Source organism: Alphaproteobacteria bacterium (genome assembly GCA_016699735.1).
Classification (GTDB): domain Bacteria; phylum Pseudomonadota; class Alphaproteobacteria; order Micavibrionales; family Micavibrionaceae; genus JAGNKE01.
Genome location: CP065008.1, coordinates 2,283,888 through 2,305,662 on the forward strand (window position 1 = coordinate 2,283,888; position 21,775 = coordinate 2,305,662).

At 54.3% G+C, this 21,775-nt stretch carries 19 protein-coding genes; 6 read left to right on the top strand and 13 right to left on the bottom strand.

The window, feature by feature from the left end; all coding sequences use genetic code 11:
• Positions 1 to 762: a hypothetical protein gene (locus IPN28_11365; protein ID QQS56846.1), complete on the top strand. Its 762-nt coding sequence runs from the start codon at positions 1 to 3 to the stop codon at positions 760 to 762.
• Between the two features lie 15 nt (positions 763 to 777).
• On the opposite strand, the gene IPN28_11370 is transcribed toward IPN28_11365, so the two are convergent.
• Entirely contained in the window at positions 778 to 1,065 is a 288-nt protein-coding gene (locus IPN28_11370) for a hypothetical protein (GenBank protein QQS56847.1), read from the bottom strand.
• Between the two features lie 125 nt (positions 1,066 to 1,190).
• Between IPN28_11370 and IPN28_11375 the strand changes: the two genes are divergently transcribed.
• Complete coding sequence (locus IPN28_11375) at positions 1,191 to 1,895, top strand: DUF484 family protein (protein QQS58621.1); 705 nt, start codon at positions 1,191 to 1,193, stop codon at positions 1,893 to 1,895.
• Positions 1,880 to 2,833 (top strand): tyrosine recombinase XerC, encoded by a 954-nt coding sequence (locus tag IPN28_11380; GenBank protein QQS56848.1) that lies wholly within the window; start codon positions 1,880 to 1,882, stop codon positions 2,831 to 2,833. Before IPN28_11375 ends, IPN28_11380 begins: the two co-directional genes overlap by 16 nt.
• Before the next feature lie 29 nt (positions 2,834 to 2,862).
• Here IPN28_11380 and IPN28_11385 read toward each other — a convergent pair whose 3' ends face one another.
• Entirely contained in the window at positions 2,863 to 3,345 is a 483-nt protein-coding gene (locus tag IPN28_11385; protein ID QQS56849.1) for a hypothetical protein, read from the bottom strand.
• Positions 3,346 to 3,366: 21 nt separating this feature from the next.
• Positions 3,367 to 3,651 carry a hypothetical protein gene (locus IPN28_11390; GenBank protein QQS56850.1) on the bottom strand — a complete coding sequence of 95 codons (285 nt, stop codon included), beginning with the start codon at positions 3,649 to 3,651 and terminating at the stop codon, positions 3,367 to 3,369.
• 197 nt (positions 3,652 to 3,848) lie between these two features.
• On the opposite strand from IPN28_11390, the gene IPN28_11395 reads away from it, so the two are divergent.
• Positions 3,849 to 4,775, top strand: coding sequence for a hypothetical protein (locus tag IPN28_11395; GenBank protein ID QQS56851.1), 927 nt, complete (start codon positions 3,849 to 3,851; stop codon positions 4,773 to 4,775).
• Positions 4,776 to 5,087: 312 nt separating this feature from the next.
• Here the strand turns inward: IPN28_11395 and IPN28_11400 are convergent, their stop codons facing one another.
• The 3 genes from IPN28_11400 to IPN28_11410 form a co-directional block, all read right to left on the bottom strand.
• Positions 5,088 to 6,479 carry a dihydrolipoyl dehydrogenase gene (locus IPN28_11400; protein ID QQS56852.1) on the bottom strand — a complete coding sequence of 464 codons (1,392 nt, stop codon included), beginning with the start codon at positions 6,477 to 6,479 and terminating at the stop codon, positions 5,088 to 5,090.
• Between the two features lie 100 nt (positions 6,480 to 6,579).
• Positions 6,580 to 7,221 carry a hypothetical protein gene (locus IPN28_11405; GenBank protein ID QQS56853.1) on the bottom strand — a complete coding sequence of 214 codons (642 nt, stop codon included), beginning with the start codon at positions 7,219 to 7,221 and terminating at the stop codon, positions 6,580 to 6,582.
• A complete protein-coding gene (locus tag IPN28_11410) occupies positions 7,178 to 10,000 on the bottom strand; it encodes a hypothetical protein (protein ID QQS56854.1) in 2,823 nt (940 codons plus the stop codon). The genes IPN28_11405 and IPN28_11410 overlap by 44 nt, the downstream gene beginning before the upstream one ends.
• A 191-nt stretch (positions 10,001 to 10,191) precedes the next feature.
• Between IPN28_11410 and IPN28_11415 the strand changes: the two genes are divergently transcribed.
• Positions 10,192 to 11,151: a hypothetical protein gene (locus IPN28_11415; GenBank protein ID QQS56855.1), complete on the top strand. Its 960-nt coding sequence runs from the start codon at positions 10,192 to 10,194 to the stop codon at positions 11,149 to 11,151.
• Positions 11,152 to 11,217: 66 nt separating this feature from the next.
• Positions 11,218 to 13,041: an AAA family ATPase gene (locus IPN28_11420; protein QQS56856.1), complete on the top strand. Its 1,824-nt coding sequence runs from the start codon at positions 11,218 to 11,220 to the stop codon at positions 13,039 to 13,041.
• An 82-nt stretch (positions 13,042 to 13,123) separates the two neighbouring features.
• Here IPN28_11420 and odhB read toward each other — a convergent pair whose 3' ends face one another.
• From odhB to IPN28_11455, 7 genes are all read right to left on the bottom strand, one after another.
• A complete protein-coding gene (gene odhB, locus IPN28_11425; protein ID QQS56857.1) occupies positions 13,124 to 14,353 on the bottom strand; it encodes a 2-oxoglutarate dehydrogenase complex dihydrolipoyllysine-residue succinyltransferase in 1,230 nt (409 codons plus the stop codon).
• 583 nt (positions 14,354 to 14,936) lie between these two features.
• Entirely contained in the window at positions 14,937 to 15,521 is a 585-nt protein-coding gene (locus IPN28_11430) for a hypothetical protein (GenBank protein ID QQS56858.1), read from the bottom strand.
• 24 nt (positions 15,522 to 15,545) lie between these two features.
• Positions 15,546 to 16,514: a thiamine-phosphate kinase gene (gene thiL, locus IPN28_11435; protein ID QQS56859.1), complete on the bottom strand. Its 969-nt coding sequence runs from the start codon at positions 16,512 to 16,514 to the stop codon at positions 15,546 to 15,548.
• Positions 16,515 to 16,519: 5 nt separating this feature from the next.
• Positions 16,520 to 17,326 carry a bifunctional hydroxymethylpyrimidine kinase/phosphomethylpyrimidine kinase gene (gene thiD / locus IPN28_11440; GenBank protein QQS56860.1) on the bottom strand — a complete coding sequence of 269 codons (807 nt, stop codon included), beginning with the start codon at positions 17,324 to 17,326 and terminating at the stop codon, positions 16,520 to 16,522.
• The gene (gene thiE / locus IPN28_11445; GenBank protein QQS56861.1) at positions 17,323 to 17,982 is read right to left on the bottom strand and encodes a thiamine phosphate synthase; all 660 of its coding nucleotides are present in this window, start codon (positions 17,980 to 17,982) and stop codon (positions 17,323 to 17,325) included. Before thiE ends, thiD begins: the two co-directional genes overlap by 4 nt.
• Positions 17,983 to 18,055: 73 nt before the next feature.
• Positions 18,056 to 18,610 (bottom strand): hypothetical protein, encoded by a 555-nt coding sequence (locus IPN28_11450; GenBank protein QQS56862.1) that lies wholly within the window; start codon positions 18,608 to 18,610, stop codon positions 18,056 to 18,058.
• Between the two features lie 170 nt (positions 18,611 to 18,780).
• Positions 18,781 to 21,669, bottom strand: coding sequence for a 2-oxoglutarate dehydrogenase E1 component (locus tag IPN28_11455; protein QQS58622.1), 2,889 nt, complete (start codon positions 21,667 to 21,669; stop codon positions 18,781 to 18,783).
• Between the last annotated feature and the right edge of the window lie 106 nt (positions 21,670 to 21,775).

A 21,775-nucleotide genomic window follows, 5' to 3' on the forward strand; every position in this document is an offset into this window, starting at 1 on the left:
ATGAAAAAATATCACCGCGCCTTCTACAAATCGCCGTTCCTGATTCTCTTTCAGGATCGCCCTCATTATGCCTACGCGCTTTTTAATGCCGCGCAACAAGCCCTCGCTCTGGGGCACAAAACCATCAGCGTGATCGAGTTCGGCGTGGCGGGCGGGAACGGCCTCGTGTGCATCGAGCGGCACACAGAAAGGCTCAGCCGCCTGCTCGGCATCAATTTCGAGATTTACGGATTCGACACGGCAACGGGCCTTCCCCCGCTGCAGGATTATCGGGATGTCATGCACCAATGGAAAACAGGCCTTTTCACCATGGACATCGACCTGCTGAAATCGCGGCTGAAAAAATCAAAGCTGGTGATTGGAAATGTGAGCGATACGCTCAGCACGTTTTACAAGGACTATTCCCCCGCTCCCGTGGGCGCGATTTTCTTTGACGTGGACCTGTACTCCTCCACCAAGGCGGCGCTTAAAATTTTTGAGACCGATCCCTCGAATCTCATCCCGCGTGTTCGGTGCTATTTTGATGATATCCTGGGCAACGAACTATCGTTGACGAATGAGTATATGGGCGAGAGGCTGGCGGTGGATGAATATAATGCGGCGAACCCAAACCGGAAAATTACGCCGGCGTACCACCTTCACGCACGGCCCTATCGCAAGAAGTGGCATCTGAAATCCTTCGTTCACCACTGTTACGACCATCCGCGCTATTCGGATTTTATCGCCAGAGCGGATCAGGCCATGCCCCTGCGGAAAGCATGATGGAATTGCAGAATACTAATGCACGCTCCCGCCCGTCGTCTCCGACAGGCGCGAGAGGTCCGAATCCGTAAACCGCACCCCCTGCCCCTCCAGCGCCGCGAGCAAATTGAGCATCCGCACGCAGCGGGGCTGCGCGAAATTATCGTCCTCGAATTTGTTGAGATCGCCGCAATCGCGTTCGGATTCATGTTTGATCCGAGCGTTCGTCCATTGGATGAGCAGGATCATCTCGGGGCCGCGCCCCTCCCGTATCGCCCGCTTTAAAAGCTCACGCTTCAAGTCCTTGGAGGACCGTATACTCATTCTCCGCCACACATTCCTTCCGAATATTAGTATACCTGAATTTTCGGCAAAATGGAAAAAAGACTTTTGTGAAAAACACCGGAAAACAAGTGCCGGACAGGGTTTTCCTGTGGTACCATGAGGGGATGAAAGAAACCAAAAATACGCTTACGGCCCCCCCGAAAATCAGCGCGGATGAAATCCTCCGCTACCTGAAGGAACACCCTGATTTTCTTCAGAAAAACCCCGAGGCGTGTGATCTCCTGATCCCCCCCGCGCAGGTGCAGGGCCGCGGCCTCGCCGACTTCCAGACCTATATGATCGAGCGCCTGAAGGCCGACAAGCAGGAATTCGAAAAAAACACCAAGGAATTCATCGAGAACGCCCGCTCCAACATGAACAACCAGCAGCGGATTCATAAATCCGTGCTGTGCCTTTTGGAGGCCAACAGTTTTGAGGATTTCATCCAGACCATCACGCTGGATATCACCTCGATTCTCGACGTCGACATTTCCGTTCTGGTCGTAGAAACCAGCAGCCGTGAAATCCCCCACGTCCATCAAAACGGCATTAGAATCGTCCCCGAGGGCACCATCGACCGCTGGATGAAGGGCAAAAATGTGATGCTGCAGGAGGATATCTCCGGCATCGAGGCAATTTACGGCGGCGGCGCGACCCTCGTGCGCTCCCAGATTCTGCTGCGCGTCGATATCTCCATGGACACGCCCCCCGCCATCATCGCCTTCGGCAGCCGCGACCCGCATTTGTTTCAGGAGGGACAGGCCACCGACCAGATTTGTTTTCTGGCGCGGGTCATCGAGCGCTGCTTCCGCATATGGCTGAACATCTGATTATCAAACCGCAAATCCTCGCCCTCTGCGCCGCCGACCTTGCGGAAAAACTCAACCAATGGGGCGAATGGCTGCGCGTCGAAAAGAATCTCTCGCGCCACACGCTGCGCGCCTATGGCGGCGATGTCGGGCATTTTGTGTCCTTCCTGTTCGAACATCTGGGAAAGAATCCCGGCCTGAACGACCTCTCGGAAATTTCGCTGCGCGATTTCCGTTCCTGGATGTCACGCAAGGCGATGGAGGGCGCCTCGAACGCCTCCCGCGCCCGTTCGCTCTCGGGCATCAAGAATTTTTTGAGCTGGCTCGACAAACAGGGAGTCATGCACAACGCCGCGATTAAAACCGTCCGCACCCCCAAACAGGCGCACAAACTCCCCCGCCCCCTGCATGAGCAGCAGGCCCGCGCGGTGATCGAAAACGCAGGGCTCGCCGAAAAACAGGACTGGATCGGCGCCCGCAACATGGCGCTCTTTATGCTGCTTTACGGCTGCGGCCTGCGGATCGACGAGGCGCTGTCTTTAAACACCGAACATCTGCCCCGCGACGGCCTCCTGCGCGTCATCGGTAAAGGCCGGAAGGAAAGGCAGGTGCCCGTCCTGCCTTTGGTGGATAAGACCCTGCGGAATTATATCGCTGCCCGCCCGGTCCCGGCGGAAAAGGGCGAAGCCATTTTCATCGGCGCCAGAGGCGGCCGCCTCAATCAGGGCGTTGCACAAAGGGCCATGCGCGAGGTGCGCGGCCTGCTCGGCCTGCCGGAGAACGCGACCCCGCACGCCCTGCGGCACAGCTTCGCCACACATCTTCTGCAGAACGGCGCGAATTTAAGGGAAATACAGGAACTGCTCGGCCATGCATCCTTGAGCACAACGCAGCGCTACACGGAAATCAACGCGGAAGAAATGCTGAAAATCTACAAGGCCGCGCACCCGCGGGCGTAAGAGACTTCACAAGGAACGACCGGAGCACCCTAGCCGAGGGTATTGTGCGCGTGTTCGTGCTCCTCGCCGTCGCCGGCCAGATCCCACTGACCTGAAGATCCAGGGGGACGAGCCGCACCGCCCTGCGAAGACAATCCAAAATCCCGCCCGCCGGGACGAAAAGAGTCGTACTCGCATCCCTCATCCCCGGTGCGGACTCCCGTGCCCGCCGTTCCGGTCACAAGCTCGGCATTGCCCAGCCCGCCGCCAGAAGAAACAGGAACGGGAAGACTCCGGTCGGGATTGTATCCGCCGTTACCTTTTTCGCCTCCGGCAACCGGAGGCTTACCATCGAGGATGTCAGCCGTCTCGTCAGCATTCCTCCCGAACCAGTCGCCGAAATCGCCCACCAAACGCCTGGGGCCAGTACCGCTGCTCTTACCGACAGCAGCCGGAGCCTCCGCAGGAGTCCCGGCACCGATTTTATCTGATTTTTCCGGCGTACTCTTAGACCAATAACCAAACTCTCTCATGGAAAGACTCCCGGAAAAAACTCAGCCGATATCCTGGCTGAGATGCCAGTCGTCCCATGTGCCGGGCTCTTGGGCAGTGGTCGAAGGTTGCGCCGTTCTGGAAGCGGTGGATGGCTGTACATGGGTGATCGGAATCTCCACAGCGACTTCGGTGCCGCCCGTAACTTCAATTCTTTGAGCATCCGCCTGCGGAGCCGCCTCGCCGCCCTGCTGCATCTGGGCACCTGTCCCTTCCCAGTCCGCGAGGAAAGATTTGCCGCCTTCAACGGGCCACTTAGAACGATCATCAAAATTATTACCGGACATAAACATCACTCCTTTTTACCAGTGCGTTTCGTAATTACTTGTCTTTCAAGAATAAAACCTCCCACTCTAAAACGCCAGAAATCTTTGAAAACAAACGGTATTTTGAAAGAATATTGCTTTATTCTCCCTAAACTGTTTGCAGCACAGGAAAAACCCGTGTTAAATTAAAGGCATTGAATATGAGGTTGGGGGATAAAGTGAATAAACAGGATTATTGGTCCGCGCTGGGACGGGCCTTTTCCTTCGCTATGATCATGAACGGCACGGACGTGGACGCGCAAACCGCCCCGCCGCCGCCGCAACCTGTGCCTCTGGACAACTACCTCAACGGCGTCACGCAGAACAAGGGGATCAAGGCCGGAACCTTCAGCGACGCGGACCGCCAGAAACTGGAGGCGCTGCGAACCGAATACCCGAACGTCCAGTTCGTCAAGCTTGGCCAGTTGGAAAAGTACCTGACCGTATCCGCCAACCATGCCGCCTTCAACCCCGCGCGGCAGGAGTTGACCATGACCCTGCTCAACATCGCCGAATACCGCAACAGCCTGCGGAATATTTATATCACCCCGTTCGCCTCCTGGCCCACGCACACGGTCATCGCCTTCAACGGCACGAAACCCTCGGCGGACGATATCTGCGCCTTCGTCCCCAACAACGATGTCGCGGAAGCAAAATCCATCAGAATGATCCGCGACGCCGTCGGCAAGGATTTCAGGATCGACTGGGACAAGGCAAAGCAGACTCCGGCCTCCGGCACGCCGGAGGAACACCTCGTTTCGCAGCAGATCATCCCCACCAAACTGCCCACGCAGCTTTTCGATGCCCGCAAGCTGACCTGCGTCGTGGTGGATATGCCGGACTCCAGCGCGATGCGCCGCCTCGCCGAAGCCCCCGACGGCGCATGGGTGACGGTCATGAAGAACGGCCAGCTCGTGCACGATCCGGTGCCGCAGCCCGCCAGCGCCCCGGCCTTCAAAACTCAGCACACATTTTATAGACTCAAGCCATTCAAAAAAATGTGCTTCATCCGCTTGAGAATAAAACCATCCGGTTTGAATGATAAGCTCAGTATTCACATGATCCCCGTTCTATTCCAGCCTCGCGCTTTAGCCCATTTTTTATAGATGCTTTTTAGTGTTTCTTTATTAACCCCGATGAGTTTTTGGACGTCCTCATCTGAAATTCGAATACCATTTATCATTTCATTGAGTGAGTTATTGATAAGAACACACTCATCGGAAGAGTCCGAGGAATCATCAATATGTGGCCATTGATCCAAAATATGATTGCTCGATTCTTCAGAGACGCCCAAACGTGTCCTCGCTCCCCTACCAAGAAGCGGGCGAACTACTTGTATAACCTTTTTAACGAGGTCCACTTCTTCATCAGAAAGGCTATTTTTTATCATAAAAAAATAATTAAATATTATATGCAGACTACATATGTATCTGCCGCTTATGCACCGCGAGCGCGGCCTCTTTCACCACTTCGCTCAGCGTCGGGTGCGAATGGCAGGTCCGGGCGATATCCTCCGCCGTGCCCTGAAATTCCATGACGCTCACGACCTCGGCCATCAGCTCGCCGACATTCGGCCCGATCATATGCGCGCCCAGAACGCGGTCGGTCTTGGAGCAGGAGAGAATTTTCACAAACCCCTCGGTCATGCCCATCGCCCGCGCCCGCCCGTTCGCCATGAAGGGAAACTTCCCGGCCTTGTATTCGACGCCCGCCGCCTTGAGCTGCTCCTCGGTCTGGCCCACGTTGGCGACCTCCGGCCATGTGTAGACCACGCCCGGAACCAAATTATAGTCGATATGCCCGCTCTGCCCCGCGAGAATTTCGGCGAGGATCACGCCCTCATCCTCCGCCTTGTGCGCCAGCATCGGCCCCGCTATGACATCGCCGATGGCGAAGATGCCCTTCACGTTCGTTTCAAAATGCGAATCCACCGCAATCCGCCCGCGCTCGTCACGCGCAACGCCGACCGCATCCAGCCCCAGCCCGTCGGTATAAGCCTTGCGCCCGATCGCCATAAGAACGACTTCAGCCGAAAGCGTTTCCGCCTTCCCGCCAGCGGAAGGCTCGACAGTCAGATCGACGCCCTTCTTGGAGGTCTTCGCACCCGTAACCTTGGAAGACAGCTTGAACTCGATCCCCTGCTTCTTGAAGATCTTGAGCGCCTCCTTGCGGATGTCCATGTCCATACCGGGCAGGATATTGTCGAGATATTCGACCACCGTGACCGAAGCGCCCAAACGCCGCCACACGGTGCCAAGCTCCAGCCCGATCACGCCGCCGCCAATGACGATCAGCGATTTCGGCACAGCGGGAAGTTCCAGCGCACCTGTGGAGGAGACGATCTGTTTTTCATCAATCTGTATGCCCGGAAGCGTAATGACATCCGACCCCGTCGCGATGATGATATTCTTCGCGCCGTAAGTCTCCTGGCCCACGCGCACTTTCCCCGGCGCGGTGATTTCGCCCGTGCCCTCAATCCGCGTGATCTTGTTCTTCTTGAACAGATAGTCGATCCCCTTGACGTTCGTGTCCACCACCCCGTCCTTGAATTTCATCATGGTCTTGAGATCCAACTCCAGCTTGCCGGTCTTGATGCCGATGCCGGAAAAATGCACGGCGGCATCCTCGAATTTTTCCGAGGAATGAAGCAAAGCCTTGGAGGGGATGCACCCGACATTCAGGCAGGTTCCGCCCAGCGTCTTGCGCTTCTCCACGCACGCCACGCTCATGCCCAGCTGAGCGCAGCGGATCGCCGCCACATAACCGCCCGGCCCCGCGCCGATCACGATGACATCGAATGAATTGGACATGACTTAAACCTCCGCCAAGGGGTGAAATTTCGTGCCCGTGTTATAGAACAGCGGCGCGGGAATGAAAAGCCCGTCTTCGTGGAAAATTGACTATGGAAAATTAAGGATTAGGCGGATCGAAAGTCCCGTGTTGCTCTTTCCCGTCCTGATCGGCCGTCATCAGAATAATCATCCGTTGCTGCTCGCCCATCGCGTTGTCGATCCCGCGGTAGACCTGAAAGAAAAATTCATCCGGCCCGTCCACCAGACCCTTGAGCTTGTCGCGGAAAAAATCGATGCTCCGGCGCTCCTCGACTTCATCAAGAGCGTGTTCGTCCACCTCAAGCTTGGCCAGTTCCTCCGGCGGCAATGTCTCGGCATAATCAAGATAGCCCCGAATATAATCCGCCGCCCGCACGGAAACCTTCTGCTGATCGACCGTGAACGCGATCATCGGGTCCGCCCGCAGTCCGCTCAGCCCGATATGAAGAGTATTCTGCTCGCCCGCTCCGGGCCCGGTCGCCACGCCCCGGAAAGTTGCCGGAAGGTAAATTTCGTTGCCACCAGCTTGAGGAACGCCAGCATTATCATAAAGTAAAATCGCCGACCCTCCGCCGTTGCCGAGATCAACACGGTCATGCGTCGTGAAGGGCGAAGGCCGGAACGTGCGCTTGTCGAAGACGATTTTGGTAATGTTATTCGTTATATCTCTCCCCTGCCTACAGCCTGATATCAAGGTCTTCCTGCGGCTCCACCCGTTCATACGGATCGATGCCCCCGGCCTCGAACACATCCCGGATCGTCGTTTGGGGAGCGATGGATTGTCCGCCAAACTTCATCAGCCAATAATAATGGTCGTGCTTGATCGGCTCAAACGGGAACGCGGTATCCTGAGGTATTGGAACCGGATAATAGCGCAGCGGACGCCCGGTGATGGCGGCACCGATCCCCATCATCTCCTGCACGGTTTCGCATACATAAATCTGGTCCATTTCGCCGCGCCGCTCAAGAAGATCGATCAGGGCGCCATGGGGGTATATCTGTCCTGCCGTCGTCTGCCGCGGTCGGTTCTGGATAATCATATGGACATTCTCCATACCCGGAACGCCCGCGTCCTTAAGCGCAAGAACGCCCGCGATTTCCTGCAGCCCGCCGATCCCGTTCGCCTGCGCCACCACGATTTTCGGCATCCGGTAATTCAGGGCAAGCTTGTGGAGTTCAAGAAGCTGTTCGATCCGCACGAAAATATCCGGCGCCACGACCGCGTGCCCCTCACCCCTGAAGGCAGTCATTTCCCGGATCGGCCAGCCCTCCGTTTTCATGGCGTAGGGATCCTGGACACCCTGCACGGACGTATCAAACCCCTCACGGTTCAACTGCAGTCCTCCGAAGACGTGCCAACCCATCGGGTTCTGCGCCCCCATCCCGCTCATAAGCCCGTAACCGTTCAAGCCCCAGTTCACTGCGGCGCTGTAGGCATCCTCGTTATCATCAGGATGGGCAGAACTCGCCGAGAGCAGAAACGTGACCATCGGCTGGTCGGTCTCCGGCAAGGGCTTATAGGGACTGCTGGCATATTCGCTGACCGGAACATGGCACAAGCTCATATTCTGGATAAAGCGGGCCGCGCTATCGACTTTTTGCGCCCGGTTGTAAAGGCGGTGCGGATCCTGCGTCACCATCGCCGCCCTTTTGAGATGGTCGAAGATAACCTCGACTTCGGGGCGCTCCTTGCCCGGCGGCGAATAGATGACCATCGGATGCCCGTTCACAAACGGATCGCGCAGTTGCTTCGCCACATAAATGCTTGAGGGCAGGAAAACGCGGGACATCCAGAAATTCTCGCCCTCCGCCAGCGGCACTTGCGGGAAAAAGAAGGCGGGCGTACTCCGGATCGTGCGCCGCACCTGATCGAAGCTGGCGACGGGTTTAGGGACAACATCAAGCTTTAAGTCCTGCTTTTTCAGCGCATCGGGCAAAGGACTGCCTTTGGGAAGCGGCCAGGGACAGAGCACAGACATATTTTTGACCGCTCCGAAATCATTCATCAGGTTCAGCGGTTTCTTGGGAACTTTTCCAGCCCGGGCCAGAAGCATGACGGCCCCGGAAATCGCCAACCCTTCTGCAATCCACGGATCGCAATCCTCTTCAATCTCCGCAACGGTTTTAAGCGAACCTTCCGGCTTCTGGAAATGCCGTTGCGTTTTGTGCATATGGTAATCCGGCCTCGGATCGAAGACGATCTCCATCTTCGCCTTGTTCTTGAAGGCATAATAGACAGGATCATCGGGATTTTTCTGCGCCAAAGGAGCCACAAGGATCACGCAGTTATCCGTCAGTCGCAAGTCAACAGGGCCATTCATTTCTGAAAACGCCTGTCTCAACTTGTGGTACCCGTCCTCCTTGCGCCCCATGCGCTGCGCCACGGGCTTGGTCTCCGACCCCGGAAATTCGGAAAACGGATGCGTCAGATGCCGGACCGGCATCATGGTCATCGTATCACGGATACGCTCATCCGCTAGGCTTTCTCCGCCATCCGCCACCATGATAAAAGCCGTTTCCCGTGTCAATCCGATCTTGGCCAGTTCAGAGTCCAAAGACGGCTCCGCCAGCTTGTCCTTGAGGGTGGCCTTGAGTTTATCCAGCGCATTGCCGCCGAAGCTCCATGTCAATTCGGGCGCGTGCTGGCTATGCCCGAGAAGCTCATTGGAATGCCGCACAGTCATATCCAGCCTGTGCCTCCCGACCGTGCGCTGGATATCCTCCTCTTTCTCTTCACTGCTCGTTTCGAAGAAAAGACTTTGATAAAGCGGGGGAAGAATGGAGAGATCACGGCCCAAGTGATAGCCCAGCGCCATGACCTTAGCGATCCCGCCCTTGGGCGCCTCGCTGACCACCAGCCGCCCCTTGATGCCCTTCCGGAGAAGCTCGTCGTTCAGCCAGTCCACGCCTTCCTCGTATTGAAGGTCCAGCATTTCTAGCAACGGCGTAAATCGCTCGGTCGAGTTGTCGATAAAAACCGCATGGCCGGATTTAAACTGGCCCTCCATCATCATCCTGAGCGCCTGTACGCTCTGCGCCAGCGAAACCATATCCCCCTTGGCGTGGAGAAACAGGTTGTTCGACCGCTGATGCAGCTTGCCAAAATCCTCGGGATGCCTGAAATGCGGATCGGCCCCGGCGACCGCAACGTTGGTGATCGACGACAGCGAACACCCGCGCATGAACGAGTCCTTGGCTATCACAAGATTCGTATGCAGCGGATGCACGGACGTATGGGCCTGAAGGATCAGGGAATCCTGGCCGAGTTTTTGTTCCTCCGGGGTGATGTAATACAGCTCAGGCTTCGAATCGAGATTGCGGTCATAGGTTCTCTCGTAGGAACCCGGATAAAAGGCATGAATCTGCTCAATCCATTGCAACCCATGACGCGTGTCAGGATCAAGATGAAGCTTATGGCCGCTCAGCAGACGGGCAAGAGTCCCCTCGATTTCCTCAAGAGACCTGTGTATACGCGAAAAACTGTCAGCAGACGCCCACATCCCAAACCGTTATTATATCCCGCATTTTACGCTGTTCAGCTTAATATTCTTTACCATATTTTTTGTTAGGGAGAAAAGAAAAAGTTCCTTCTCGGTAAAATTTGGCAAAAAAACACAAATAACGCTGTATTTACAAAGCATTAAACCGTATCGTAGCCCATAGTTAAAGACAACGAGTCATCAACCCCGCCATGCCCGCCAACCCCTTCAAAAAAATGGAAAAAGCTCTGGAGATCGAGAGCAAAAGCACCCACCCCGTGCATAAGGTCGGCGCACTGCTCTGTGGGCAGGATATCGGCAAATCGAACTTCGAGCGCGGCCACGCGAATTTCTGGCCCACCCCCCTCGCGGAAAAATTCGCCCCCGACGAAAAGCTCGGCAACGCCAGCACGACCGTCCACGCCGAAATCGCCGTGATCCTCAACGCCCCCGGCACGGAGGGCGCGGACCTTTACGTCACCGACCTGCCCTGCCCCAACTGCGCGAAATCCATCGCGGAGGCGCGTATCGGCACGGTCTATATTGACTCCCACGCGCATGAAACCCCGCTCGGCAAAAAGATGGAGCCGTATTTCAACGGCATCTCGCGCCCACTCCTCGAATATGCGGGCGTGAACCTGCTGGAAATGAACCGGGAAAAGCGCACGATCCAGCCGTGGGTCGAGATTTCCGAAAGCGCGGTCATCCCCGTCGAAAAACCCGTGGAGATGACCCTGATCGGCCCGAAGGACATGACGGCAGAGAAATTCGAAAAGCTCATCGCCCACGCGCACGAGCGTTACGGGGACGAGCCGTTTGTTGTGGGATTCGCACACACGCGCCTCGGCTCCCGCGCCGCGCTGACCGTCCGCCCGCACCGCGCCATCGGGCTGGATGAAGAGCGGGAGGCCGCCCTCGCCCCGCTGCTGGAGAAATACAGCCTGACCCTCCAGCCGCTCGACCGCGCTTTGATTACGGCGGCGCGTTACGGCCTGACCATCGAGCCGGAATTTTTATACTCCGCCCACGTGCCGACTGCCCGCGAATTCGTGAACCTCATCGGCGCGAACATCACGCGCATCCGCATCGGCGATGAAACCAAGGGCCGCGATGAATGGAGCCTGAAGGCTTTGGGGCAGGTGCGGGAGAGAGGGATTTTGGAGGTTGGATGAGCAGGCGCTGGAATATTAAATGTATAACCCTGTATTATAACGAAAATAAATAAGAGGTAATAAAAAATGTATTTTAAGCGGATCCAGATTGAAAATTATGGCCCGTTAAAGGATTTGGATATTAACTTCCCTTTTTATAACACTGGAAAACCAAAGCCATTAATCATTGTCGGTAAAAATGGGAGCGGAAAAAGCATTTTTTTATCCCACTTAGTAAACGCACTTACGTTAACAAAAGCAAAAATTTACCCTAGTACAGAAGTTGAGGATGGAAAGGTTTATAAGTTAAGAAGTGCTAATTATATTACTACTGGTCAGAATTATGCTTTTATGAAGCTTCACATAAGTGATGGACTAGAATTTTACGAATGGGTATTGCGTCACTCTAAAAAAGATTTTGAAGATATTTACCAATTTACACCTGCAAGAAGAGAATGGACGCAAATTCCAGATGCACAAAACTCAATAATAGAAAATAACTTTGAACAAAAATCTGATGAACTTAAAAAATTTGTCGATGAAAATTGCAGTCTTTACTTTCCACCGAATAGATTTGAAGAACCAAGCTGGCTCAATGAGTTCAACTTGTTAAGTAAACCAGAGCATACTGATAAAAACAGGATAGTGGGTAAATCGAGTAGAAACATTATTTGTCACTCTCCATTAAAAGCAAACATGAATTGGCTTTTTGATCTCGTGCTGGACAGAGAGCTTTATGAAAAACAGATAATTAACATCCCTCTTCCGAATGAAAATGAAATAACTATACAGATGCCTGTTTTTCAAGGATACCTAGGTCCATCACATACAGTATATGAAGAGGCGCTTAAATTACTTCGTGTAATACTTAAAGATGAAAATCTGCGTTTTGGCGTAGGTAATCGTCAATCACGAGTTATGTCCATAATGAAGGAAAAAAAGACCTATGTTCCACACATATTTCAACTTTCTACAGGGGAAACTGCATTACTAAACCTTTTTCTTTCTATTTTAAGAGACTTTGATCTCAGTGGTGGCGCTCTGACAAGTTTAGAAAATATTACCGGAACAGTTATTATCGATGAAATTGACGCTCACTTGCACACTCAGCTTCAATACGAAGTCCTACCACAGCTTATATCTTTATTTCCTCAAGTTCAGTTCATAATAACCACGCATTCGCCTCTTTTCTTGCTAGGTTTAGAAAACACGTTTGGAGAAGACGGTTTTGAAATTCTAGAATTGCCTAACGGCAATACCATTAGCACCGAAAGATTTTCAGAGTTTGAAGATGCATATCAAACATTTATAAAAACAGAAAAATTTCAGAATAGTCTTGAAGCAGAAATCTTGAAATCACAGAAACCTATTGTTTTTGTAGAGGGCAACCACGACATTCAATACATTAGTAAAGCCGCGGAGCTTTTAGAAAAAAACAACCTATTATCTAAAATTCATATAAAAGATGGAGGTGGCTATAAAAACCTTGATAAGATTTGGGGTGATAACAAGTGGTCTGATTCACAGCTAGTAAACAAAAAAATAGTATTACTTTATGATTGCGATACGAATAAAACTGATGAAGACCGAAACAATATTTACAAAAGAATTATACCAATAATAAGCTCAAATCCCATAAGTAAAGGAATAGAAAACTTATTCCCAGAAGCGGCGATAGATAAAGCGGAAACCCATAAACCTGATTTTATTGATATAGAAGAAGAGACACAAAGAAGAGAAAGAGGACGAGTAATTGCTATCCCTAGAAGGAAAAGTATTAATAAAGATGAGAAAGCAAATATATGTAACTGGCTATGCGAAAACGGTGATGAAAGCGACTTTTCAAACTTTATAAAAGTTTTTGAAATTATTGAAGAAGCCTTATCTTTATCAGATACAGATAGCGTTTAGACTGAACAAGGCACAAGGAGCGCAGTGTACAGAACGTACATAAGCGGCGAAGCAGCGCCGTTCAGGCTAAACGATCGAAGCTCTAGACATCCAACAACAAACGCTGCGGATCCTCGATCGCCTGCTTGATGCGGACCAGCGAGCCGACAGCCTCGCGGCCGTCCACGATGCGGTGGTCGTAGGATTGCGCCAGATACATCATCGGCTTGGCCACGATTTCGCCTGTCTTGGGACAGACCACGGGCCGCTTCTGGATCGCGTGCATCCCGAGAATCCCCGACTGCGGCGTATTCAAAATCGGCGTGGAGAGCAGCGAGCCGAACACGCCCCCATTGGTGATCGTGTAGGTGCCGCCCACCATCTCATCAAGGCTCAGTTTTCCATCCCGCGCACGGGTGCCCAGATCGGCGATTTTCGCCTCGATCTGCGCCATGCTCAAGCTGTCGGCATCGCGCAGAACAGGAACCACGAGTCCCTGCGGCGTGGAAACGGCAACGCCGATATCGTAGTAATTTTTATAAATGATCTCGTCGCCCGAAATCTCGGAATTGAGCGCCGGAAAATCTTTCAGCGCCTGAATCGCGGCCTTCACGAAGAACGACATGAAGCCCAGCTTCACCCCGTGCTTCTTCTCGAACGCGTCCTTGTACTCGTTGCGGAGATCCATGACCGGACCCATATCGACCTCGTTGAACGTGGTCAGCATGGCGGCCGTGTTCTGCGCCTCCTTCAAACGGCGGGCGATCACCTGCCGCAACTTGGTCATCTTGACTTTTTCCTCGCGGGGTCCAGCCTCTCTGGCCTTGACCGGAGCGGCGGGCGCAGGAGCGGCAGCAGGAGCCTTCGCAGCAGGAGCGGCAGCCTTTGCGCCGCCCTTGAGAAAAGCCTCGACGTCTTCCTTGGTCAGGCGCCCGTCCTTGCCGGAAGCGGGAACCTGCGAAGCGTCGATATTGTTATCGGCCAGAAGTTTCCGCACGGCGGGAGAGGTTTTCGCATCCTCGTCCGCAGCCGCGACTTTCGCAGGTGCGGGCGCAGCCTTGACCGCCTTCGGCGCGCTGCCCTTGTCATTCGCCACCGCCCCGGCTTCGAATTCGCCCAGAACCGCGCCAACGCCAACGCTCTGCCCCGCAGCGGCCATGATCTTGACGATCACACCATCGGCGGGTGCGGGCACCTCCAGCGTCACCTTGTCGGTCTCCAGTTCCACGATCGGCTCGTCGGCCTTCACCGCCTCGCCCTCTTTTTTCAGCCACTGCGCCACAGTGGCTTCGGAAACGGATTCACCCAGGGTCGGCACGAGAATTTTTGTCATTTCTAAATGTCTCTTCGTTTGATCATCGGAAAGGGCGCGAACACCCCGCAATCTTAGACCTTTTAATTACTCCCTGATGGGTCGAAACGCAAGGGCTAGAGTTATGAAATCGGGAGAAACATACAGGAGTCACAGGGGTATTCTGAAAAATATAATAATAAAGTAACGGCCCGTCCCCGTCATTCCGGCGAAGGCCGGAATCCACCCCTGCCGCCTTTCTGGATCCCCGCATACGCGGGGATGCCTTCAGGGCACGAGCGACACCCTCACAGCATTCCCGCGCTAGCGGGAATCCAAATGTATTGAGACATCAGACAAACAGGGCAAGACGGAGAACGAAGGCGCGGAACCCTTGGCGGCTTTGCGATTCAAAGCGACCAGCAAAGATGTGGCTTTTGAATCGCGAAGACTCCAAGACGCGAAGCGGTCTGTGCTGTCCTTGTTATTCCGGCGAAGGCCGGAATCCATTTACAAAATAACGACAGAGATAAACAGAGGAAAACAAAGACTATTAGTGCAAACATCTCTGTTTATCTCTGTAGTAATAAAATTGGAGAAAAAACTTAAGGAATTTTTATATTTTTCACGGGAACTGCACAACCTCAACATAGACCAAACGTTCCCCCTCCTTCACACATAAACTCACCGAACATGTCCTTACAGAACCCTCGAAGCAAACCGTTTCAGAACCCGTAAATACGCCCTTGCGAAAATAACAGGTGTATCCGGTCTGATCTGTCGCAAAAAATCCCCCTATCCTCGTTCCTTCCTCTTTGATAACGATGACATCATTTTTCTGCAAAATCTCGTAGTCCTTCAAAGAGGACTTGCTAAGCTGGAAAGGGTCATCCAGTAAAGTCCTCCAGTTTCCGGCTGCTCCATCAAAAGCTGGGGTGCTGACCCAAACCCTCTCCATTTTAAACTTCTCTATGCCTACATGATCCTTGACCAGAACTCTGGCAGTTTCATCAAGCCGCTTGGCGGCATAAGAATCTCCATAGGTTTCAATGTAAATAACCCAAATGACAGAATAAACAGCGCAAAAGAGAAAAAAGACAAATCCCAAACCAAGGATCCACGCGCATATCTTGACAAGCAAAGATAAAAGGTGAAAGACGGGCCTAAGCCCTTTGCAATAAAGCGGAACTTCTTGAGCGTTTTCATGCATAAGGACCACGCACATTTTTAAACTCTAAAAATGCTGCCACCCGACAGCTTTAAGCGGCACCTCTTCATCCGCCGCATCAAGAACACGCACCCCTGAGATTTTGGAGGAAAAACGCCCCACAACCTGCGGCACATAACCAAGTTTTTTCAATCCGGCGATCAGCGGCTTCACCTGATCTTGCGCCGCCGCTAAAACCAGCTCGTAATCATCCCCGCCCGCCAGCGCCTGCTCGGGCTTGAGGAACCCTGTATCAAGCGCGGTCGCAACCTCCTTGGAAAACGCCAACCCACCCTTGCCGAGATGAATCTCCGCCCCCACGCCGGAGACAGTACAGACATGGCCAAGATCGGCCAGAAACCCGTCGGAAATATCCACCGCCGCCCGCGCATGCTTGCGAACCAGAGAAGCCGCCTTGATGCGCGGCTCCGGCACCCGGTGCCGCCCCACCGCCTTGGGATAGGCCTTCTCCTGCCCCTTCCAAAGCGCCTCCAGCCCCAGCGCGGCATCGCCGATGGCCCCCGTGAGGATGACGGCATCCCCGTCCCTCGCCCCGCTGCGCCGCACAGCCTGACCCGCCGGAACCAGCCCCAGCGCCGTAATGGAAATCGACAGCGCCCCGTGGATCGAGGACGTATCCCCGCCCGAACAGAACACGCCGAATTCCTTCTGATCCTTGAGCAACGCCCCGGTGAACGCCTTCAGCCAGTCCGCCTGCGGCCGTTGCGGATAGGCGATGTTAAGCTGATAGGAAAGCGGCTCCGCCCCGCAGGCCGCAAGGTCCGAAAGACTGACCCGCAGCGCCTTGCGCGCGATATTTTCCGGCGCTTCGTCCTTCATGAAATGCGTCCCGGCATTCAGCGTGTCGCTGCTCACCACCAACTCGTAACCTTCAGGAATTTTCAGCACCGCCGCATCGTCCTGCAGCCCCGCGCATTCCTCACGCCCCATGGTGAGCGCCACGAAATAATCAGCGATAATCTCGAACTCATGCATGGGATTTACCCCTCCCGCCCACGAAACTGGAAATGATTGACCGGCCCGTGCCCGTGCCCGACATTGAGCGCCTCGGAATGGCGCAACGCCTCGGTGATATAGGCTTTAGCAAGCTTCGCCGCCTCCGGTAATTCATGCCCCAGCGCGACAAAGCAGGTCAAAGCGGCGGAAAGTGTACAGCCCGTCCCGTGCGTGTTGTTCGTCACGATGCGCGGCACGGAAAAGGTTTTAACCTGCTGATCCGAATACAGAACATCGGTGGCCTGCGAGTCGCTGAACGCATGGCCGCCCTTGAGCAGCACGGCTTGACAGCCCAGCCCGCATACATTCGCCGCAAGTTCCTCAAGGTCGTCGGAATTCACCAGCTTCTCTCCGGTCAGTTTCTCCGCCTCGGGAATATTCGGTGTCAACACATCACACAGCGGGATCAGCTTGTCCTTCATGATATCGACGGCGTGATTGGAAATCAACGCATCGCCGCTGGTCGCCACCATGACGGGGTCAAGCACCACAAAGCGCGGCTTGATATCCTCCAGCAATTCCGCAAGCATCGTGATCGTTCGCGCATTGCCCACCATCCCGATCTTGAGCGCATCCACATCGATATCCTCGAAGATCGCACGGATCTGGGCCTCGACAAAATCCGCCTCCAGATGAAAAACATCCAGAACGTGCCGCGTATTCTGAACCGTGAGGGACGTGAGCGCCGCCATGCCATAACAGCCCAGCGCCGTGAAGGTCTTGAGATCGGCCTGAATACCCGCCCCGCCCGACGGGTCCGACCCCGCGATGGACAGGACGTTCGGAATCATGACGCCCGCCGCGCTTCGACGTCCTGCCGCGCCTTCGCAACGGCGGTGACAAACGCCCGCGCCGCTTCCTCGGGATCGACGGCCTCGGAAATCGCCCGCATCATGGCCACGCCCTGCGCCCCGGCATGGATAGCCTCGCCTGCCCGCTCCGGCGTAATCCCGCCGATGGCAACGACCGGAACGGGAGAATTTTTGATCAGCGCCGAAAACCGCTCCGCCCCCAGCACGACCTTGCCCTTGTCGGTCTTGGACGCAAAGAACGGCCCGGTCCCGGCATAATTGACGATTTTGGGGTTAAGATCCTTGAAATGCTGTTCGGCATAGGAACTCATACCGATAATCGCATCCGGCCCCAGAAACTCCCGCGCCTCCTTCGGCGTATCGTCCTCATGCCCCAGATGCACCCCCGCCGCCCCGCACTGCATGGCGATCTCGGGATAATCGTTGACCAGAAACGGCACGCCGAAATCGTCGGCCAGCGCCTTCAGCCGGACCGCCTGCGCGAACACGGGCTCGAACCCGTCCTCCTTGTTGCGGAGTTGCAGCAGCGTGATCCCGCCCTTCAGGGCAGAAAGCACAACGGAATCAAGGCTGCGCCCGCCACAGCTGTGCGGATCGGCAACGAAATAGACGGAGAGGTCACAATTCTGGGCCATGTCACTGATAATAATAAAATTTCCAAAGAAAAGCGAGTCAGACTCCGATAAAGAAAAAGTCCATAGTCGAAAACTACTTTGTAAGCCATTTCAAATAGGGATTGTTATGGAGCCTCTTATCGTGCTTGACATATTTGTAGGCAACAAAAACCCCAAAAAGAAGAAGAAAAAAGCCCAACAGAAACCTCTGCCAAAAATACTGAATGTGTGAAACAACCTCTTCATCGGAATAGTATTGGGGGCAAGCCAACGGATCGGGATAAAGATTATTGTCCTTGCCCAACCGTGCCCGCACAAGATAAGGCTTTTTCTGATCGAGAAACATATCTTTTAAGTGAACAAGACTGATTTTTCCTGTTTCAGGCATCTCCCCTCTGTAAAGATTTTTGACTTTGAAAGTAGTCACGATAAAACCCATGACGGTGGTTTCTCGACTGATAATCTCCCCCTCAAAAATATATTCGAGGTTCGATACATATTCGGCGAGCTCCTTTTCATTCGGGTGATAATGTGGGTTGCGAATACGGCACCCATAGTCATAGTCCCTCGCAAAAACCACGCCCGGATATATCAATATTAAGGCAAGAACAGAAAAAACAAAAAAACTCCGGGCAAAGGAAAAAACCACAAAGCTGCCCCCACATGACAAAGAGTATCTTCGCCAAATAAGTAAAGAGATATATTTCATAAAAAGCATAACAAAAACAAACCAATAGATGGCAACATAAAATAGTCACAATAGATATTGGTAGCAAAAAAACGAAGAACAGAAAAGAGCCGCAAGAGCTGTGCAGAGAATTATCCGCGCAAAGCCTCGTCCACCAGCCTAGCCTGCTCCGCGACATGGCGGTTATGCAGTCCGGTCGCCGGTGCCGCCGAAGCCTCCCGCCCGACATAGCGCGGACGCAGGCATTTGTGTTTCATTTTCGCCAGAGTCTGCTCGATATAAGGCTCCACAAAGCTCCACCCCCCCTGATTTTTCGGTTCTTCCTGACACCAGACGACTTCCGCGTTCTTGAACGGAGAAAGCTCGGCCCCCAAGGCATTGAACGGGAACGGATAGAGCTGCTCCAGGCGAAGAATGGCGATATCGTTGATTTTGCGCTCACGTCGCTCCTGCAACAGATCATAGTAAACCTTCCCGGTGCAAACCACGACGCGCCGGATTTTCTCAGGTTTGGCCAAAATGTCGCGGTCGTCGTCCCACAGCACACGGTGAAACGAACTGCCCACGCTGAATTCGGACAGCTTCGAGACGGCCAGCTTGTGGCGCAGCAGCGATTTGGGCGTCATAATGACCAAAGGCTTGCGGAAATCGCGGTGCATCTGCCGCCGCAGGATGTGGAAATAATTCGCCGGAGTCGTGCAGTTGGCAATCTGCCAGTTATCCTCGGCGCAATTCTGCAGGAATCGCTCGGGACGGGCGGAGGAATGCTCCGGCCCCTGCCCCTCGTAGCCATGCGGCAGCAGCATGACAAGGCCGGACATCCGCAGCCATTTGCTCTCTCCCGAGCAGATGAACTGGTCGATGATAACCTGCGCCCCGTTGACGAAATCGCCGAACTGCGCTTCCCAGAGGACAAGGGTCTTCGGATCGGCCAGCGAATACCCGTACTCGAACCCCAGCACGGCCATCTCGGAGAGCGGACTGTCGTAAATCTCGCATTTCGATTGCTTCGGCTTGATATGCTTGAGCGGGATATGCTTGTTCTCGGTGGACTGGTCGTACCAGATCGCATGGCGGTGCGAGAACGTGCCCCGCCCCACATCCTGTCCCGTCAGACGGACATTCAAGCCCTCATTCAGAAGGGTTCCAAACGCCAAAGCTTCCGCCGTCGCCCAGTCAACGCCCTCGCCGCTGCTCAGCATCTGTTTCTTCGCATCCAGAACGCGCTGCAGCTTGGTGTTGATCTCAAACCCCGGCGGCACGTCGGTCAGGATTTTTCCGACTTTTTGAATATCGGCAAGGGGGACTTCGGTTTTACCGCGCCGATCCTCGCCGTGCGCGACAGTCAGACCCGACCACGCCCCCTCAAGAAAGTCCGCACTGTTGGGTTTATAGGTGGCGGAGGCTTTAAAATCCCGCTCAAGCTGCGCGTTGAAATCATCGACGAATTTTTTACCTTCTTCGGCCGTGATGACTCTCTCCTCAACCAGTTGCCGCGCATAGATCGAACGCGTGGTTTCCTGCTTGGCGATTTTCTTGTACATCAGCGGCTGCGTGAAGGCCGGCTCGTCGCCCTCGTTATGCCCGAAGCGCCGATAGCAGACGATGTCGATGACGACATCCTTCTTGAACTCCTGCCGGAATTCGATGGCCAGACGGGACACATGGACCACCGCCTCGGGATCGTCGCCATTGACATGGAAGATCGGTGCCTCGAGCATCTTGGCCACATCCGTAGGATAAGGCCCGGAGCGTCCGTAAGCCGGAGTCGTCGTAAAGCCGATCTGGTTGTTGATAACGATATGGATCGTCCCGCCCACGCGGTAGCCCGGAAGCTCGGAGATCATAAGAGTTTCAGCGGTAATGCCCTGCCCCGCGAACGCCGCATCGCCGTGAAGAAGCAAGGGAAGAACCTGCATCCGCTCTTTATCGCCGCGCTGTTTCTGCTTGGCGCGCACCTTCCCGATCACAACCGGGTTGACGAATTCGAGGTGCGAGGGATTGGCGGTCAGCGACAGGTGAATGACATTCCCGTCGAAATCACGATCATTGGAAGTCCCCAGATGATATTTGACGTCCCCGGACCCCAGAACATCGTTAGGAACGGAGGAGTTGCCCTGAAATTCGGAGAAAATGGCAGTGAAGGGCTTGGTCATCACGTTAGCCAGCACGTTCAGCCGCCCGCGGTGCGCCATGCCCAGGCAGATTTCCTTTAGGCCGAGCTGCCCGCCGCGTTTCATGATCTGCTCAATCGCCGGGATGAGAGCCTCGCCCCCATCCAGCCCGAATCGCTTCGTCCCAGTATGCTTTTTATGCAGGAACTGCTCGAACGCTTCCGCCGCCGTGAGGCGTTGCAGGATCGCCCGCTTGCCGTTCACGGTGAACTCGGTCTTGTTATAATGCTCGCGGTTTTCAATCCGCTCCTGAATCCACTCCCGCTCATGGATATTGCCCAGATGCAGGTACTCCACACCGATCGTTCCGCAGTAAATCTGCTTGAGCGCATCCAGAATTTCGCGCAGCGTCGCGCTCTCCAGTCCCAGCATCCCGTCGAGGAAGATCGCGCGGTCGTAATCCTGCGAAGTAAAACCGAAATAGGACGGATCCAGTTCAGGACTGACGGTTTTCTCCTTGAGTCCCAACGGATCGAGATCCGCCAGCATATGCCCCCTAAAACGGTAAGAACGGATCAGCATCAGCGCACGAATGGAATCCAGCGCCGCCTGCCGCGCTTGCTCGGGGTTAACCCCCTTCGCAGCCTGCCCTTTCTTCGAACCCGTTGCGATATTCAGATAATCGTTTGCCGGTTGGTCGGGCACGGCACCAAACGCCCGCAACTGCTTGACATTTTCCTTCGGTGTCCAGCTAGCGCCGGACAACTCCAGAAGCAGATCGGCTTCCGTATCGTTCAGACCCTTGAAGAAGCTCCGCCAGCTTTCGTCAACGCGTGAGGGATTATTGAGATACTCCCCGTAAAGATGCGCGATATATTCCGCGTTCATCCCGGTCAGAAACGTCATATCCTGCTGCTTGGCCTGTGTCATGGAAACTCCCGCCGTGCCTGTTGAAAATCCTTCATTAGGACATAGCGCACCCCGCCCGCGAGGGCAAGCCGCTTTAGCGTAT